Below are 15,764 nucleotides of genomic sequence, written 5' to 3' on the forward strand. Positions count from 1 at the left end.
TTTATAAGATAGCACTGATATTCCATTCCTTATGACATGTCCGGAATTTCAGTCTGAAAAATGGAGGCGAAGATTATCATGAATCAGCGCCTTTCCTCAAGAGAATCACAACCGGAAGTGTCTCCTGTCAGGTGTTCTGTCTTTGTTACCAGATAAATAAAGAATATTGATGTGAAAATGGTCAATAATGTCGCTTTTTATCATGGTTTGACGCTATTTATTGTGATAATGTCGCGCGCTGTTTGTATGGCCGCTTCAGCCAGTATTTGCGTATTTCCGGACAGAAATGTCGCTGATTAGATATCCTCAAATGAATTCAGGGTGCTGAGTTTATTTGGAGATATTAATAATCGATGTCGTCTGTATAACAAAAATGAGGAACATCATGAAAAAAATGAAGCTGACCACGAAAATATTCGTAGGTCTTGCCGCGGGAATTCTGGTTGGTCTGTTACTTCAGGATTCTCCTGCAATTGCAAACACATACATCAAACCTGTCGGAACACTTTTTATCAACCTGATTAAAATGTTAATTGTCCCGTTGGTTTTCTCGTCATTAATTGTTGGTGCTGCCAGTATTGGTGATATCAAAACACTGGGCCGGATTGGTGGTAAAACTTTAAGTTATTATCTGCTAACCACGGCCTTTGCGGTGACAATTGGTCTGGTTTTATCCATGTTACTGACTCCCGGAGCGGGCTTGAGTATGCCGGTCACAGAGACTGCGATGCAAGCGAAGTCAGTCAGCCTGGCCGATACGTTCCTTAATATTATCCCGAAAAATCCGTTGAAAGGGTTAGTCGAAGGAAACATGCTGCAAATTATTGCTTTTGCATTGTTCCTCGGGATGGGAGCGACATCGTTACCGGCTGCTCAGGCAAAACCTTTTATCAGCTTCTTTGAGAGCCTGGCTGAGATCATGTACAAAATTACCGGTTTTGTGATGTCATTAGCACCTTATGGTGTTTTTGGTCTGATTGTACCGGTTGTTGCATCAAACGGAACTGCGGTTCTGTTACCTTTGATTAAGGTGATTGGTGCTGTTTATGTGGGTTGCCTGCTGCAAATGGTTTTTGTTTATGCAGTCACGGTGAATGGCTTATCCCGTGTTTCATTGTCTGAATTCTTAAAAGGTATTCTGCCTGCCGCAGCAACTGCATTCAGTACTTCGAGCAGCTCCGGTACATTGCCGGTCAGTATTAAGACCATTAAAGAGAATTTTGGTGTTTCAGACCGGATTGCAAGTTTTGTTTTACCGCTGGGCGCTACGATTAATATGGGTGGAACCTCTCTTTATCAGGGCGTGTGTGCCATCTTTATCGCACAGGTTTATGGTATCGACCTGAGTTTTGCGCAGATGGGAACAATCGTGTTGACGGCAACATTAGGTGCAATTGGTACCGCTGGTGTTCCCGGAGGCGGCCTGATTATGTTGTCAATTGTATTAAGTTCTGTGGGTCTGCCTTTAGACGGTTTGACACTGATTGCCGGGATTGACCGGATTCTGGATATGGCCCGAACTTCCATCAATGTGATTGGCGATTTGGCTGCCGCGATTGTTGTGGGTTCGTCCGAAAAAGAAATTGGTGTTGTTGAAACCGCACAGGCTTCAATAGCTGATGATGAACAGGAAGTCTCTCCGGAAAGTATGTCCTGATCATTCATCCGTCTCCTGTTTCCCCGTACTGACTTATCCGGGGAAACAGGCTTTGAGCCGTTTACTGCTTTGCCTTATATAAAGCACGAACAAATTGCGGAAAATGTACACGCCCTGGCTGCACAGAGAAAGGTTTGCACTCCTGATGCTTTAATGTACAATGCGCCTCCCGAATCCGGAGCCTGTCGTTCCGGGTATTCAAAATGCGTGAATGGTGAAGCATGATGCTTCATTGATTTGGGTTCCCTCACCCCAAAACAAACGAAAAAGGTGTGTTAATGAGTTGTTTTACCCCTGTACAACAGCGCAAGGCGCTGGTTTATCTTGTTTTGTTTCACTTACTTGTCATTGCTTCAAGTAATTATCTGGTTCAGTTGCCATTTACCTTTCTGGGACTTCATACAACCTGGGGGGCCTTTACGTTTCCGTTTATCTTTCTGGCAACCGATCTAACGGTCAGAATTTTTGGTGCGCCGATGGCCAGAAAAATTATCTTTCTGGTGATGATCCCGGCTTTAGCCCTGTCGTATTTATTGTCTGTTATGTTCTTTGAAGGCAATTTTCAGGGGGCGTCAGCACTACAAAATATGAACTGGTTTGTTGCCCGGATTGCCATTGCCAGCTTCATGGCTTATTTGTTCGGACAGATTATGGATGTGCATGTCTTTAATCGCTTGCGGCAGATGAAGCAGTGGTGGATTGCGCCCACATGTTCAACATTGTTTGGTAATGCCCTGGACACGATAGCGTTCTTCGGTATTGCATTCTGGCGCAGCCCTGATCCGTTTATGGCACAGCACTGGCAGGAAATTGCATTGGTTGATTATGGTGTGAAGCTGTTCATCAGTCTTGGCTTGTTTGTGCCGATGTATGGCGTGTTACTGAACTGGCTGGTAAGAAAAATGACTCAGGTTAATCCGGATTTTCGTGTCACCGGGGTGACATCCTGATGATCTGAAAACAAGAAGGCCCGGTTATTTCTGCCGGGCCTTTGATTGTTGTTAGTGTTCGTGGGCAGCTCCGGCTCCTTTGGGATAACGAATCGACTCCACCATTTCCTGGACATCATCCGGTACTTCAGCCGTAAATTTGTTGACGACAATTGCGACAACAAAGTTCAGGCACATTCCCAGTGTACCAATGCCTTCAGGACTGATACCAAACCACCAGTTTTCAGCACTATTGGCACCCGGATTAATAAATTTAAAATAAATAATATAAGCAGCGGTAAACAGAATCCCCGCCATCATGCCGGCAATAGCGCCTTCTTTGTTCATCTTCTTATAAAAAATTCCCATAATGATAGCAGGAAAGAAAGAAGATGCAGCCAGTCCGAAAGCGAACGCGACGACCTGAGCAACAAAGCCGGGTGGGTTAATTCCTAAGTAACCGGCACCGATGACGGCCAGTGCCGCGCCGACCCGGGCGGCGAGCAGCTCTTGTTTATCTGTCATATCGGGTTTAAAGCCTTTTTTGAGCAGATCATGGGAAATTGAGGTTGATATCACCAGCAGTAATCCGGCAGCCGTTGAAAGTGCAGCAGCCAGACCACCCGCCGCCAGAAGCGCAACCACCCAGTTTGGTAATTGAGCCAGCTCTGGCGAAGCAAGTACGATGATATCGCGGTTAATTTTCATTTCATTCCGCTCATCACCGGCGTAAAACATTTTACCGTCACCATTTTTGTCGTCCCAGGCCACCAGCCCGGTACTTTCCCAGTTTTTATACCAGCCAGGGGCTTCTTCAGCCTGTACGCCCTGCATGTCTGGTCCGTTAATGGTTTCAATCATATTGACTCTGGCAAAGGCTGCGACCGCAGGTGCCGTCGTATAGAGCAGTGCGATAAAGACCAGTGCCCAGCCAGCGGATATGCGTGCATCAGAGACTTTAGGAACAGTGAAAAAGCGAATAATAACGTGGGGTAAACCTGCTGTTCCGACCATCAATGCCGCACAAATGAAAAAGACATCGACCATACTTTTTGAGCCGTCTGTGTATGCGGTAAATCCCAGCTCCTGAGTTAAACCGTCCAGCCGGTCAAGTAAGTAAGTCTCTGAGCCTGACATGGTGGAGCCAAAGCCTATCTGAGGAAAGACTGAGCCGGTCATCATGAGTGATGTGAAAATTGCGGGGACCATAAACGCGAAAATCAGCACACAATATTGTGCGACCTGAGTATACGTTATACCTTTCATTCCGCCCATCACGGCATAGAAGAACACAATCGCCATGCCAATGATGATGCCCAGATTAATATCGACTTCAAGGAAACGGGCAAAGACCACACCGACTCCGCGCATCTGCCCGGCCACATAAGTAAATGAGACAAAAATTGCACAGAACACGGCAACCATTCTGGCGGTTTTTGAATAATAACGATCCCCGATAAAATCAGGCACGGTAAATTTACCGAATTTACGCAGATAAGGGGCCAGACAAAGTGCGAGCAAGACGTATCCGCCCGTCCATCCCATCAGATAAACACCACCGTCATAACCGATAAAAGAAATAATGCCTGCCATGGAAATAAATGATGCTGCCGACATCCAGTCAGCAGCGGTTGCCATCCCGTTTGCTACCGGATGTACGCCACCGCCGGCGACATAAAACTCACTGGTCGATGCTGCCCGGGCCCAGACTGCAATCGCGATATACAAAGAGAATGTCAGTCCGACAAGAATAAATGTCCAGGTTTGAATATCCATATTGTCACTCCTTACTCTTCTTGAACGTTATATTTTTTATCCAGAGCATTCATTCGCCACACATAAATAAAAATCAGAGCAACGAATGTGTAGATGGATCCCTGTTGAGAAAACCAGAACCCAAGCTTGAATCCCCCTATCCGGATTGCATTCAGAGGTTCAACAAATAAAACGCCGGCACCATAGGACACTAAAAACCAGACAGAGAGCAGTACTCCCATTAAGAACAGGTTCTCTTTCCAGTAAGCCTGCGCATGTTCGGATGATTCAAATGACATGACACTCTCCTCTTGTTGTTAAAATAATGTTTCATTTTTAATCTAGCAGGGAGAAAGGAACAAATCTGTTCAACTTTGGTATTGTGGTTATTTTGTTGTTTTTTATATAGATTGTGTCTTTTTGTGATCTTGGTTGTTATGTAAAATATTTGTTAACTCTAGGCGGTGTTAGCCAAAAGTCTGATACGTTCTGTCTATGGGTCTGTTGATCTTTTGAGTACGAATTTTGTTCAATCTAAAACTATTTATATAAATTGGAGAGAGGTTTTATGAATTGGAGCGAAGGTTTTATCAGATGGGAAGAAAAGCGCAAATGCCAGCATATGGACTGGCTCATACGCTGACAGGATGGGGGGATTACTCGTTTAATTCACTCAGAAGAATTACGGCCTGAGTCCGGTTTTTGACCTCCAGTTTGCGGAAAATGGCGGTCATATGTGCTTTAATCGTCGCTTCGGACACATTAAGTTCATAAGCAATTTGTTTATTCAGCAAACCGTCAGACAGCATGGATAAGACCTTATATTGCTGTGGTGTGAGTGTCGCTACTTTTTCGGCCAGGCTATCTGCTTGTGCTGTATTCAGTTTAATATTTTCGGGGAAATAAGGTTCACCTCTGAGTACCTGATGAAGTGCTGCAACCAGCTCCCGCATATCGCTTGATTTCGGTATAAAGCCAAATCCGCCATGTTTTTTTACCTGTGAGACCACGGAGGCTTCCTCACTGGCAGAGATCACAACAACAGGCAGATCCGGATAGTTTGACTTGAGCTGGATCAAACCCGGTGTTTTTCAAGATAGTTGTCATCATCTGCTTAATATTTAAGCTGCTTTTTCTTCGTCAATTTCTGGTGTTTTGTCCGGGTTTAATTCAACCTTACCAACTGGCTCACAGTTCCTGATATTTCCTGACCAGCGCGCTGGATTCGCCTCTCGGTGTAACATCAAGACCTGTTTGCGGTTTTCTAAAATCTGTTTGTCTTTTCCATGATGACGCTCATCTGGCGTCACGTAATTGAGCGCACTGTGTTTGTGCTCCGTGTTATACCACTGAACGAATCGCTCTACCCATTCTCTGGCATCGTTCAGACTTCTAAATCCATTTGATGGCCATTGCGGGATATATTTCAACGTCCGGAACAGCGATTCCACATAAGGGTTATCATTACTCACCCGCGGACGGCTGTAAGAAGAGAGCACGCCAAGCTCTTCCATTTTTGCTTTCAGTGTCAGGGACTTCATCGGGCTGCCGTTATCTGAGTGCAGGACCAACGCCTGTTGAAAACATTTTTCCCGGAACACTGTCCGTTGCAATAATTCTGACGCCAACTCACCACATTCGGTTTCATGCACCTCATAACCCACGATTTTCCGGCTGTAAATATCTTCAATCAGATACAGGTAGTAAAACTGACCACGTACCGTTGAAGGCAGATAGGTGATATCCCAGGTGTGGACCTGATTTGGCTGTGTCGCAGTATAACTCGTTGGTTTTACAACTTTTTGTCGGCTCTTCTGGCGACCTCTCCCGGTCAGCTGTCCTGCTGCTTTTAAGACCCGGTAAAAACTCGATTCACTGGCAATATATTCTCCTTTATCCAACAAGGCCGGAACAATCTGCGCGGGCGGCAGACTGGCATATTCTGCAGTATTACAGATGTCGATAATCGCCCTTCGTTCCTGCTCTGAAAGCTTGTTGACCGGCGCCGGTCTCAATGCCTGTGGTCTTTGATCGGCCTGAACCTTTCCACCCTGATACCAGCGGCGGTAAGTCCGTAAATCAATCTGCGCTTCATCACAGGCTCTGATTAACCGGCAACCACTCTGGCAGGCTTCATGGATCAGTGCTATGAGACTTTTCCTGTCTTCGGTTGAGGTCAGTCGTCCCCGGGATCTTCCCCGTAAAAGGCTCTGAGCTTTTTTCTCAGCACCAGTAAAGCTGCAGTTTCAGCGAGTGCTTTTTCTTTATGTCGCAGCTCTTTTTTCAGGGCTTTGATTTCCTGTTTATCGGCCTTTGCCTGTTTTTTCGCTTCCGCTTCCCTTTCTTTAGCCGACATAAAGCCCTGCATACATTCACTGCGCCACTGATGAACCTGCTCAGGGTACAGGCCTTTTTCACGGCAGTACTGACTGAGCTCTGCTTCAGTCATAGAAAGGGTGTCGGCAACAACGGCCAGTTTGGTTTGTGCGGACCATTGTGAAGATGAAGTATGACTGTCTGGCAAAACGACTCCTGATTCTCTGAATGCTTTTCGCCAATTGTACAGGGTTGCTTCACAAATCCCTTCTTCTTTTGCCAGTTGAGCGACAGAAAGTGAATGTGGGGGTAACATTTTTTTCAGGATCGCTTCTTTTCTTTCTGGTGAATAGCGGGTCATCATTCCTCTTTAACCTCCCCTATGACTGGTTAATTTTTAACAGTGGCAACTATTCTGACAGAGGGGGAACCTGACATCCCGTTTGCACCAGGCATTTTCAGGTCCAGCAGCACCAGATCGGTGTCTTCCTCCCGTGAAAGAATGGAAAACAATGTATCTAAAGAATCCGCCTCCAGCAGGTTGGCACCACTGACGGCAAGATGAACAGCCTGAAAAAGCGCGTTTCTGAAAAGTGGATGATCATCAGCGATGATAATAGTGTAGGTAGAGTCCATTGGTATTTATACTTTTTATATTGAGCCTGATTAAATTATTGTTCTAATAGTTTTTTGGAACAATATAACAGGATTAAATTTACAGACTCAGTGTTAAATATGTGAGGTTGGTCAGTCGGGCAGAATGACAATCCTGCCCGTTGATTCTCATTAATTGATGGCAAGATTATTCTGTCTGATATTTTTCTGAAAATCTTCAGCGGACAGAAATCCGGAGATTTTAGCGGCAGAAACTTCTTTACCCTCTGCATCCCAAAACAGGATAGTGGGTAAGCCAAGGATATGAAATGAGCGCAGTATTTCCTGGTCGGCTTTGCTGTTATTGGTCACGTCTGCCTGAACCAGTTTGAAGTGAGCGAGTTGTTGCCTGACAGAAGCATCACTGAATGTATATTTCTCGAACTCTTTACAGGCGACACACCAGTCTGCATACAGGTCAAACATCACGGGTTGCCCTGCTGATTTAGCCTGCGCTAATTGCTGCTTCAGTGCCTCCAGACTACTGACCCGGACAAACCGGAGTTCATGTGCCTGTTGCTGTGTTTGATGGTCGAGCAGGTAAGAGCTCACCGGTAGTGCTGACAGGCAGAGACCCACAATGGAAAACAGGGTGATCATCCCCTTACGCAATGGGGTTGATGATAACATCCTGCCGGTCAGGAACAGCCAGATTGAGAAGCAAATCCCCAGCGTGGTCCATAAACCGGCAGACCAGGCTTCTGGCAAAATTCTTTCCAAAAGGAAAATAGGAGCCGCAAGCAGGATAAAACCAAATAAGGTTTTGACTTTTTCCATCCATGGTCCGGATCTGGGTAAGAACTGATGACCAAATACAGCGATCAGAATTAACGGAATCCCCATTCCCAGACCTAAAGCATATAGGGCGATACCGCCGATGAATAAATCCCCTGTCTGGGCAACATACAATAAGGCGCCTGAAAGCGGTGCGGTTGTACAGGGAGAGCAGACAAGGCCTGATATCGCTCCCATCAGGAAGACACCAAACATCTGACCCTGCGTCTGTTTATCACTCAGCTGGTTCAGATAAGTTTGCAACCTGCCTGGCATTTGCAGGGTATAGACGCCGAACATTGATAATGAAAGTACAACAAACAGAATGCTGAATCCGATTAAAACTACCGGACTTTGCAATAATGCCTGAAATTTGAGGCCAGCGGACGCAACAACCAGACCAAGCGCTGTATAAGTGAGAGCCATTCCCTGAACATAAATCAATCCCAGTTTAAAAGCCTGATTGCGGGTGACGTCCTTACGGCCCAGAACAATGCTGGTAATAATCGGGTACATCGGGAAAACACAAGGTGTGAACGCCAGACCAACACCCAGCAGTAAGAACAAAGGAATACTCCAGAGATTATCACTCAGCTTATCTGCCAGACGGCCCTGTTCCGATTTCGGGTTTTGAATCGGTTGTGATGATGGCGGTGTTTGTTGGTTTGAGACAGGAATCAGGGTCGGATCGATGGTCACAACCCGTGTTTCCGGTGGATAGCAGAACCCTTTTTTCGCACATCCCTGATACCCGACTGTAATTTGGGCATTTTTCGTTGCATCAGTGAGGGTCAGTGTAACAAAGACAGGTTCGGTATAAACCTGAACCTGACCAAAAAATTCGTCTTTGTGAGGGATGCCTTCCGGAATATCCCGGGATTTAATTTTTATATGATCCGCTGTGAACGACATCCGGCTCTGATACAGGTAGTAGCCTGGCTGAACCTGCCAGTCTATCAGTAGCTGATTACCTTCCTGATAAGCGTGAAAAGGAAATGCTTCATCTGCAGTCACAAACCGGGTTGCTTCCGGTGTCAGTATCGGTGAGCTGTTATTTTCAAACAGTTGTGCCTGAGATACTGTTGCAAGCAGAGAGATAAACAAAAAAACGATTAAACGCATATATCTGACTGACATTGTTATGGATTAGGTCTCATAAGACAAAAATCATGCTAAATAATTCACTCAAAATCATGTTGTTATGGCATATATCAGCAAAATAGTGAGGCACAGCACAAGAATCACTTTCTGTGTACATTATATACCCAATTGCTCTCAGGATTCATGCTTATCGCTCGCACTTCGCGAGCGCATCAACGCGTTTTTTTCTGTATCATGTCACCGACTGAATGGGGGGAACAACCGAAAGTGGCTGTATCCCATGAATTGAAATGCAGTTTTTACCTTTACGTTTAGACAGATAAAGTGCCTGATCAGCATGGCTGAAACATGCCTGAGGATCGTCTGTTATTTCAGCAACGCCGATACTGACAGTGAGCTGATGAGGATGAGCGCGATAATGTTCGATCGCTTCACACAGCCTTTGCATCAGTTGGCGGGTTCCTTCTGGTCTCGCGTTTTGAACAATCACCGCAAATTCATCACCGCCAATCCGGGCGATAAAATCAGTCTCTCTGAGCTTCTCTTTCAGTTGATTGGCCAGCCAGTGGATAATTTGATCACCGGTTGCATGTCCATAAGTGTCATTGATATTTTTGAAATCATCAATATCGATGATCGCCAGACAACAGGGGTATTGTGCTTCATACTGCTTTTTCAACCGGGAATAATGCAAGAGTGTTTTATGAAATTTCGCCTTATTCCATAACATTGTGGCTGGATCTCTTTCATTTTTTTCTCTTAATTGACGGATCGTTTCATACTGTTCGGAAATATCACTCAGGGAATAAACAAAATATTGATTTTTTTTCATAGCACGCACCTCAACTTTGCAGGTTCTCGGCTTTTCCCTGCGGCCTAACTGAAGCTCTCCGTGCCACTCACCGGATTCATGAAGTTGCTTTAAAGCGTCTCTGTACTGGATCCCGGATGGATGCAGCGATAGGATAGGCTTTCCCTTAATTTCTGAAATTTCTTTATCAGCCAGCTCACAAAAACGCACGTTTGCATGAATGATCTGATGACGATCATCTGTCAGAGCGACGGCTGCACTGTTATCGATAACAATCTGATTGAACGTATGTTCGAGCCGCTTCTGTGAGTAAGTTTCCCAGAACAAAGACAGGATGGCGGCAATTAACCCCAGAATCAGCTCAAGTGTGATGGTGTTTGACTGAACCTCTTTTCCTCTCTGCGAGAGCATTTGCTGAATCTGCTGATGCGACATCATCACCATCAATATCAGGCTGGAAGAGGAGTTCAGAATTCCGGACTGAAAGTTCCGGAAAGAATAAAGTCCCTCTGATGAATGATAGTCTCCATCCTTTGAGGTGAGCTGATGAACCGCTTTCCACAGCTCCGGTGCATCAATGGCCAGACTAGAAGGCCTGTGTGCTGCTTTACCGGGAAATGAATTTCCGGGATGGCTATTGATAATATAGTCCCCGTTGGTATTGATCAGACTCACATTGTAACCCTGTTCATTGGCCGTGATTTCCTCAATAATATCGAGTAGATTCAGGCAGGCAATAAAATAACCATGGCGTTGTGCTTGTCCCTCCACCGGAAAAATCATCCGGATGACCGGCTGATTCGTTTCTGGTTCGGTTTTTATACCAAAATAGCCTTGCTCTCCCTCACTCAGCTGGCGGGCATAGCGAAAATAGTTTTTGTCTGACTGATTTCTGAGTCGTTCATCCGGCACGATATGTGGTTGTGAATAATTTGGTGGACTATCAACCCGGATAATTTCTTGCCCCTGAGTATCAATATATCGCAGCTGGTAAATGAACTTATTATTAATTAATGTCACTAACCACTCATTCTGGATATATTTCTTGAGCTTGGGTTGTTCAGATACGGCAAAGTCTCCCAGCAGAGGGGAGTGGCTGAGTTGATAAAAAATCTGCTGCAAATTTTGATGTAAACTCAAAGTGCCAGATTCAATATAATTCAGGAACTGATGATTTTGCTCTTTTAGCTGTGTCAGCAGAAAACGTTGCGATTCATGAGTAAAGTGAAAATAATAACCCAGAGATATAATTGAAAGACCCAGCCAGAGCATGATCATTTTTTGAATTGTTCTTATTATCCGTTTCATTATGCGACCAAATGATTAGCTAAACATTTAAAACTTAGCTCAACGGTCAGATTTCCGCCAACATATTATAAAGCTATTTATTATCGGGGATCTCAGGGGCTGTAAAGCGGCAGATAAATTCAGGCAGACATTTGTCTTAATGTATAGAAAGCATCGGTTTTATGTGTGAATTACGCTAAAATGAGAGAATTAACAGCAGGAGGTCTTGTGTTTCCGATTATCTTAGGTTTATTTATTGCGGTGCCGGTGATTGAAATTGGTCTGTTCATTCAGGTGGGTGGCTTTATCGGGTTATGGCCGACGATTGGTTTGGTTCTGATTACTGCGTTTGTTGGCGCATCGCTGGTTCGTAGTCAGGGAATACAGACATTAATGACAGTTCAGCAGCGAATTCAGGCAGGGGAGTTACCGGCTCAACAGATCCTTGAAGGTGTGTTGCTTGCTGTTGCCGGTGTACTGTTACTGACCCCGGGGTTTATGACCGATATGATGGGGATGACGGTCTTGTTACCGGGGCCAAGAGCCCGCCTGGCCCGCTATTTAATGGGAAAGGTTGTGGTTCAGGGGCAGTTTAATGCCGGATTCGGTCAGAATACCTATCATCATGATCACCCAGGTGATTCATCAGAAGGTCAGACCTACGAAGGTGAATATGAACACAAAGATGATCATGACCGTCTGAAATAAAAGCCCGTTTAAATCGCGCCTTTGAAGCCGAGTTGCCGCCATGTTTCAAAGGCAATAATCGCGACAGCATTCGATAGATTCAGACTTCTTGAATCTGGCATCATCGGAATACGAATGCGTTGAGAATCCGGCAGGCTGGCGATAATGTCAGCCGGTAATCCACGGGTTTCCGGGCCAAACAGTAACACATCACCGGCCTGATAACTCGCATCAACATGATGTCCGGTTGTTTTCGTTGTACATGCAAACAACCGGTAATGGGCTCTTTCTTTTTTCAGATAACCGATAAATGCGTCGTAATTGGCATGACGAATCACATTTGCCAAATCATGGTAGTCCAGCCCGGCCCGACGAACTTTCTTCTCTTCCAGATCAAATCCCAATGGTTCAATTAAGTGAAGGGTGGCACCACAATTGGCACATAAACGAATAATATTTCCGGTATTCGGGGCGATTTCAGGTTCGTATAAAGCAATTTCAAACATGGAAGGAACTTCATCAGCGTATTGGTATCAGGGAAGGGCAGTATATACCTATCCCCGGGCAACCTGAAGAGACCGATGACACGATGAATCATGAAAATGTGGTTATGCGGTTTTTGAACCGGCTGCCAGCCTTATTTTATCAGGCTGGCATACTCAGTCTGATGCCGGTTATGTTGTCTGATTTGGCGCAGACAGTGGCAGTTCAATGGTGACCATTAAACCGCCCATATTGCTCCGGCTCGCGCGGATAGATCCGCTATGCTGACGGATAGCATTTTCAGTGATAGCAAGTCCCAGCCCGGCACCGCCGCTGTGACGATCGCGGGCTTCAGATACCCGGTAGAAAGGACGGAAAATATCATTTAATTCTTTTTCCGGGACACCATCTCCATTATCTTCGACGACGATGGTTAACTGATTGGCAGATTCGGTAAATGTCACCCGAATTTGATCCTTTCCGTAACAAATTGCATTACGGGTGATGTTTTCCAGTGCACTCATCAGTAATTTCGGATTACCTGAAATAACCCGCTGGGGAATTGGGGTGTAGGTCAGTGTTTTTGAGAGTTGTTCGGCTTCAAAAATAGCGTCATCCAGTAACGTTTCCCACAAACTGGACAAGGGCTGAACTTCCCGCTCCATATGACTGTTCACCTGCATGCGGGATAACTCGAGCAGTTCCGCGATCATCTGCTCCAGTCGCTGCGCTTCTGTATCAATCCTCTCGAGTTCGGTGCTGACACCCTGCTTTCTGATTGCCAGTCCATTTGCCATGCGTAACCGGGTTAATGGTGAACGCAGTTCATGAGAGATATCTGATAGCAGACGCTGCTGGCCGGAAATCATCCCGTTGACGGCTTCCACCATCCGGTTAAAGCTTTGACCGGCCTGCTGAAATTCTGATGTGCCTTGTTCAAGCGATGGATCGCTGCGGAACTCTCCACGGGCAACCCGTTGTGCGGCCTGAGCCAAACGTTGAGCAGGCTGACTGAGCGCCCAGGAAAGCCATAATAATAATGGGGTACTGATTAACATGACCATCAGCAAAAAAGAAAGCGGGCTGTCCAGCAAGCGGAAGATGAGCGGTGGAGAATGGTCACCTGCCAGACCGACATAAAGGAATAGTTTTCTCTGTGCCAGTTCTATCGGTAAAGGGCCGGTAATCACATAACGGCCATACATACGCTGCTTGGGCTTATCGTTTGAATCTATACTGGTAATAAAGTTTTTCAGCGCCTTCACCCGAAATCCCGGAAAAGGAGGCGGCGGTGGTGGTGGTGCTTGCTGTTGAGAACCGGCCTGAACCGGGCGGGGTCTGACCGCCGGTGGTCTGTTTTCTGGTGTTCTTTTGACATATGACAACAGGTTGCCGTCTGAATCGGTCAGAAAAAATCGCATACGGACATGACCCCCCGGATCTTCAACCGGTCTGGATAATCGTTTGAGAATCCGTGACAGGTTTGTCTCTCCGGCATACTCAAGTTCGATAGAGTCTTTGATGTCCATCAGGTGACGGTATTCACCTTTTGATAAATCTTTTGTTTTTCTCGGATCCAGTGTTGGCAGTGACAGCACAACCAGTAACACCAGAAAAATACTTAACCAGAAGATGGTAAAAATGCGTCCGTAAAGACTGTTTAACTCAGGAAACCGCATTAATCCTCCGCAATCATTAAATATCCGCGTCCCCGCAGCGTTTTGATTCTTGGTTTTCCATCGGGCCGCTCAGGGAGTTTCTTTCTGAGATTAGAAACATGCATATCAATCGCGCGATCAAATGCTGCCAAACGCTTTCCAAGGACGTCCATACTCAGCGTTTCCTTGGTCAGTGTTTCGCCCGGATGCTGTACAAAATGGCTGAGTAAAGCAAACTCAGTTGTTGTCAGATCGAGTAACTCACTTTTGCAGTAGGCTTCCTGTTTACCCGGATACAAACGTAAATCCTGATACTCAACGCTATCGCTGGGTTTCTGGGAAGTGGTGTGTTGTGTGCGCCGAAGTATTGCACGGATTCTGGCCAGTAATTCCCGATCGCTGAATGGCTTGGGTAAGTAATCATCGGCACCCAGTTCAAGGCCAATGACCCGATCGATCTCTTCCCCTTTTGCGGTCAGCATCAAAACAGGAGTCTGGCGGGTTTCCCGCATCTTTTTCAGTGTTTCCGTACCATTCATCTTAGGCATCATGACATCCAGCAACACTAAATCGACCTTATCCAGGTTATCAAGTGCCTGAAGCCCGGCTTCACCATCATTGGCTTCTGAAACGGTAAAACCTTCATAACTGAGCACTTCTCTCAACAATGAAGTGAGTTCGGTATCGTCATCAATTATCAGAATGTGGGACATCGCGTTTCTCCGCTTTGATTTATTCAACCTGAGGTATAGATCTTAGCCATCGGCACTCAAATCTGAACCTTGAGGTAAGCTGCGTCTATTTTACCCTTAAATGATCATGAGATTGATGTTTCAGTGCGCTCTTTACAATCTTTTACTGACTCTATACGTCACTTGACCTGGCAGTCGTTAAGCTTACCCCATGTCCTGTGAAAAAGCTTCAAATTACCGGGGAGGAGCAGTATATGAAAGGCATGAAAAAAGTGATTTTAGCAGCAATTCTGGTACCGTTAACTTTGGGAAGTGTCAGTGCCCTTGCTGCGGGTGGTCAGGGTAAAAATGACGCAATGCGTATGGACGGTCCTGAATTATGCGGTGCCGGCAATCCACGGGCAATGATGCGTGTGCTGGATCTGACATCAGAACAGGTTGATAAAATCCAGGCGATTCGCAAAAAAGAACGCCAGCAAATGCGTCAAGAGCGGGCATCTCAGCGGGATAAGATGCGTCAGTTCCGTGATGAAATGCGTAAAATTGAACTGGCGAAAAACTTTGATGAAAAAGCAGCCAGAAAACTGGCTAAAGACATGACAGATGCGCAAGCGGAAAGACGTCTTCAGGGCCGGATAGACAGACAAATCAAACAGATGCGGATTCATCATGACATCATGCGTGTACTGACTCCGGCACAGCAGAAAAAATGGGAAGTCATGATTGAGCTCCAGCCTTTCGATCAATGTAAACCTTCCCGTCCGGGCGGAAAAGGGTTTGGTCATGGCCGTTTTAACAATGAAGACGGTAATGAGGGACGTGGTCCCCGCTGGTAACCCATAATTTTTCTCATTTGATGTTTTCAGGCGGCATATCATGCTAATGCCGATCACTTTAGACTTTAATCGTCGATCAGTTGAATGATCCTGACAGTATGTAAAAATCCGGTAGACACTGTTT

12 protein-coding genes and 2 pseudogenes are annotated in these 15,764 nt (G+C 45.8%); 4 read left to right on the forward strand and 10 right to left on the reverse strand.

Annotation, left to right across the window (positions count from 1 at the left end; all coding sequences use genetic code 11):
• Window positions 1-385: 385 nt before the first annotated feature.
• Both OCV29_RS01070 and OCV29_RS01075 read left to right on the forward strand, forming a co-directional pair.
• A complete protein-coding gene (locus tag OCV29_RS01070) occupies window positions 386-1,657 on the forward strand; it encodes a dicarboxylate/amino acid:cation symporter (RefSeq protein WP_073603725.1) in 1,272 nt (423 codons plus the stop codon).
• A 278-nt stretch (window positions 1,658-1,935) separates the two neighbouring features.
• Complete coding sequence (locus OCV29_RS01075; protein ID WP_073603726.1) at window positions 1,936-2,607, forward strand: 7-cyano-7-deazaguanine/7-aminomethyl-7-deazaguanine transporter; 672 nt, start codon at window positions 1,936-1,938, stop codon at window positions 2,605-2,607.
• 51 nt (window positions 2,608-2,658) lie between these two features.
• On the opposite strand, the gene OCV29_RS01080 is transcribed toward OCV29_RS01075, so the two are convergent.
• The 7 genes and pseudogenes from OCV29_RS01080 to OCV29_RS01110 all read right to left on the reverse strand — a co-directional run bounded on the left by OCV29_RS01080 (window position 2,659) and on the right by OCV29_RS01110 (window position 11,305).
• Complete coding sequence (locus tag OCV29_RS01080; RefSeq protein ID WP_073603727.1) at window positions 2,659-4,362, reverse strand: sodium:solute symporter family protein; 1,704 nt, start codon at window positions 4,360-4,362, stop codon at window positions 2,659-2,661.
• An 11-nt stretch (window positions 4,363-4,373) separates the two neighbouring features.
• A complete protein-coding gene (locus tag OCV29_RS01085; RefSeq protein ID WP_073603728.1) occupies window positions 4,374-4,640 on the reverse strand; it encodes a DUF4212 domain-containing protein in 267 nt (88 codons plus the stop codon).
• A gap of 357 nt (window positions 4,641-4,997) precedes the next feature.
• A pseudogene (locus OCV29_RS01090) lies at window positions 4,998-5,423 on the reverse strand (response regulator transcription factor); the annotation flags it as partial.
• Between the two features lie 39 nt (window positions 5,424-5,462).
• Window positions 5,463-7,018 (reverse strand): IS3 family transposase gene (locus OCV29_RS01095; RefSeq protein ID WP_370737238.1). Its coding sequence is split into 2 segments (ribosomal slippage): window positions 5,463-6,565 and window positions 6,565-7,018, totalling 1,557 coding nucleotides; the frame shifts between segments, so codons are not numbered across the junction.
• Between the two features lie 53 nt (window positions 7,019-7,071).
• Window positions 7,072-7,293, reverse strand: a pseudogene (locus OCV29_RS01100) (response regulator); the annotation flags it as partial.
• 150 nt (window positions 7,294-7,443) lie between these two features.
• The gene (locus tag OCV29_RS01105; RefSeq protein ID WP_139281577.1) at window positions 7,444-9,207 is read right to left on the reverse strand and encodes a protein-disulfide reductase DsbD; all 1,764 of its coding nucleotides are present in this window, start codon (window positions 9,205-9,207) and stop codon (window positions 7,444-7,446) included.
• A 211-nt stretch (window positions 9,208-9,418) separates the two neighbouring features.
• Window positions 9,419-11,305 carry a sensor domain-containing diguanylate cyclase gene (locus tag OCV29_RS01110; RefSeq protein ID WP_073603731.1) on the reverse strand — a complete coding sequence of 629 codons (1,887 nt, stop codon included), beginning with the start codon at window positions 11,303-11,305 and terminating at the stop codon, window positions 9,419-9,421.
• 207 nt (window positions 11,306-11,512) lie between these two features.
• Here OCV29_RS01110 and OCV29_RS01115 point away from each other — a divergent pair, with 207 nt between their 5' ends.
• Window positions 11,513-11,992 carry an FxsA family protein gene (locus tag OCV29_RS01115; RefSeq protein WP_073603732.1) on the forward strand — a complete coding sequence of 160 codons (480 nt, stop codon included), beginning with the start codon at window positions 11,513-11,515 and terminating at the stop codon, window positions 11,990-11,992.
• Between the two features lie 8 nt (window positions 11,993-12,000).
• Here OCV29_RS01115 and OCV29_RS01120 read toward each other — a convergent pair whose 3' ends face one another.
• The 3 genes from OCV29_RS01120 to OCV29_RS01130 all read right to left on the reverse strand — a co-directional run bounded on the left by OCV29_RS01120 (window position 12,001) and on the right by OCV29_RS01130 (window position 14,825).
• Entirely contained in the window at window positions 12,001-12,477 is a 477-nt protein-coding gene (locus OCV29_RS01120) for a tRNA (cytidine(34)-2'-O)-methyltransferase (protein WP_073603733.1), read from the reverse strand.
• A 168-nt stretch (window positions 12,478-12,645) separates the two neighbouring features.
• The gene (cpxA, locus tag OCV29_RS01125) at window positions 12,646-14,133 is read right to left on the reverse strand and encodes an envelope stress sensor histidine kinase CpxA (protein WP_073603734.1); all 1,488 of its coding nucleotides are present in this window, start codon (window positions 14,131-14,133) and stop codon (window positions 12,646-12,648) included.
• A complete protein-coding gene (locus OCV29_RS01130) occupies window positions 14,133-14,825 on the reverse strand; it encodes a response regulator (RefSeq protein ID WP_073603735.1) in 693 nt (230 codons plus the stop codon). Before OCV29_RS01130 ends, cpxA begins: the two co-directional genes overlap by 1 nt.
• A gap of 233 nt (window positions 14,826-15,058) precedes the next feature.
• Between OCV29_RS01130 and OCV29_RS01135 the strand changes: the two genes are divergently transcribed.
• A complete protein-coding gene (locus OCV29_RS01135) occupies window positions 15,059-15,640 on the forward strand; it encodes a Spy/CpxP family protein refolding chaperone (RefSeq protein ID WP_073603736.1) in 582 nt (193 codons plus the stop codon).
• The last annotated feature ends 124 nt before the right edge of the window (window positions 15,641-15,764 follow it).

The sequence above is a fragment of the Vibrio aerogenes genome, from assembly GCF_024346755.1.
Classification (GTDB): domain Bacteria; phylum Pseudomonadota; class Gammaproteobacteria; order Enterobacterales; family Vibrionaceae; genus Vibrio; species Vibrio aerogenes.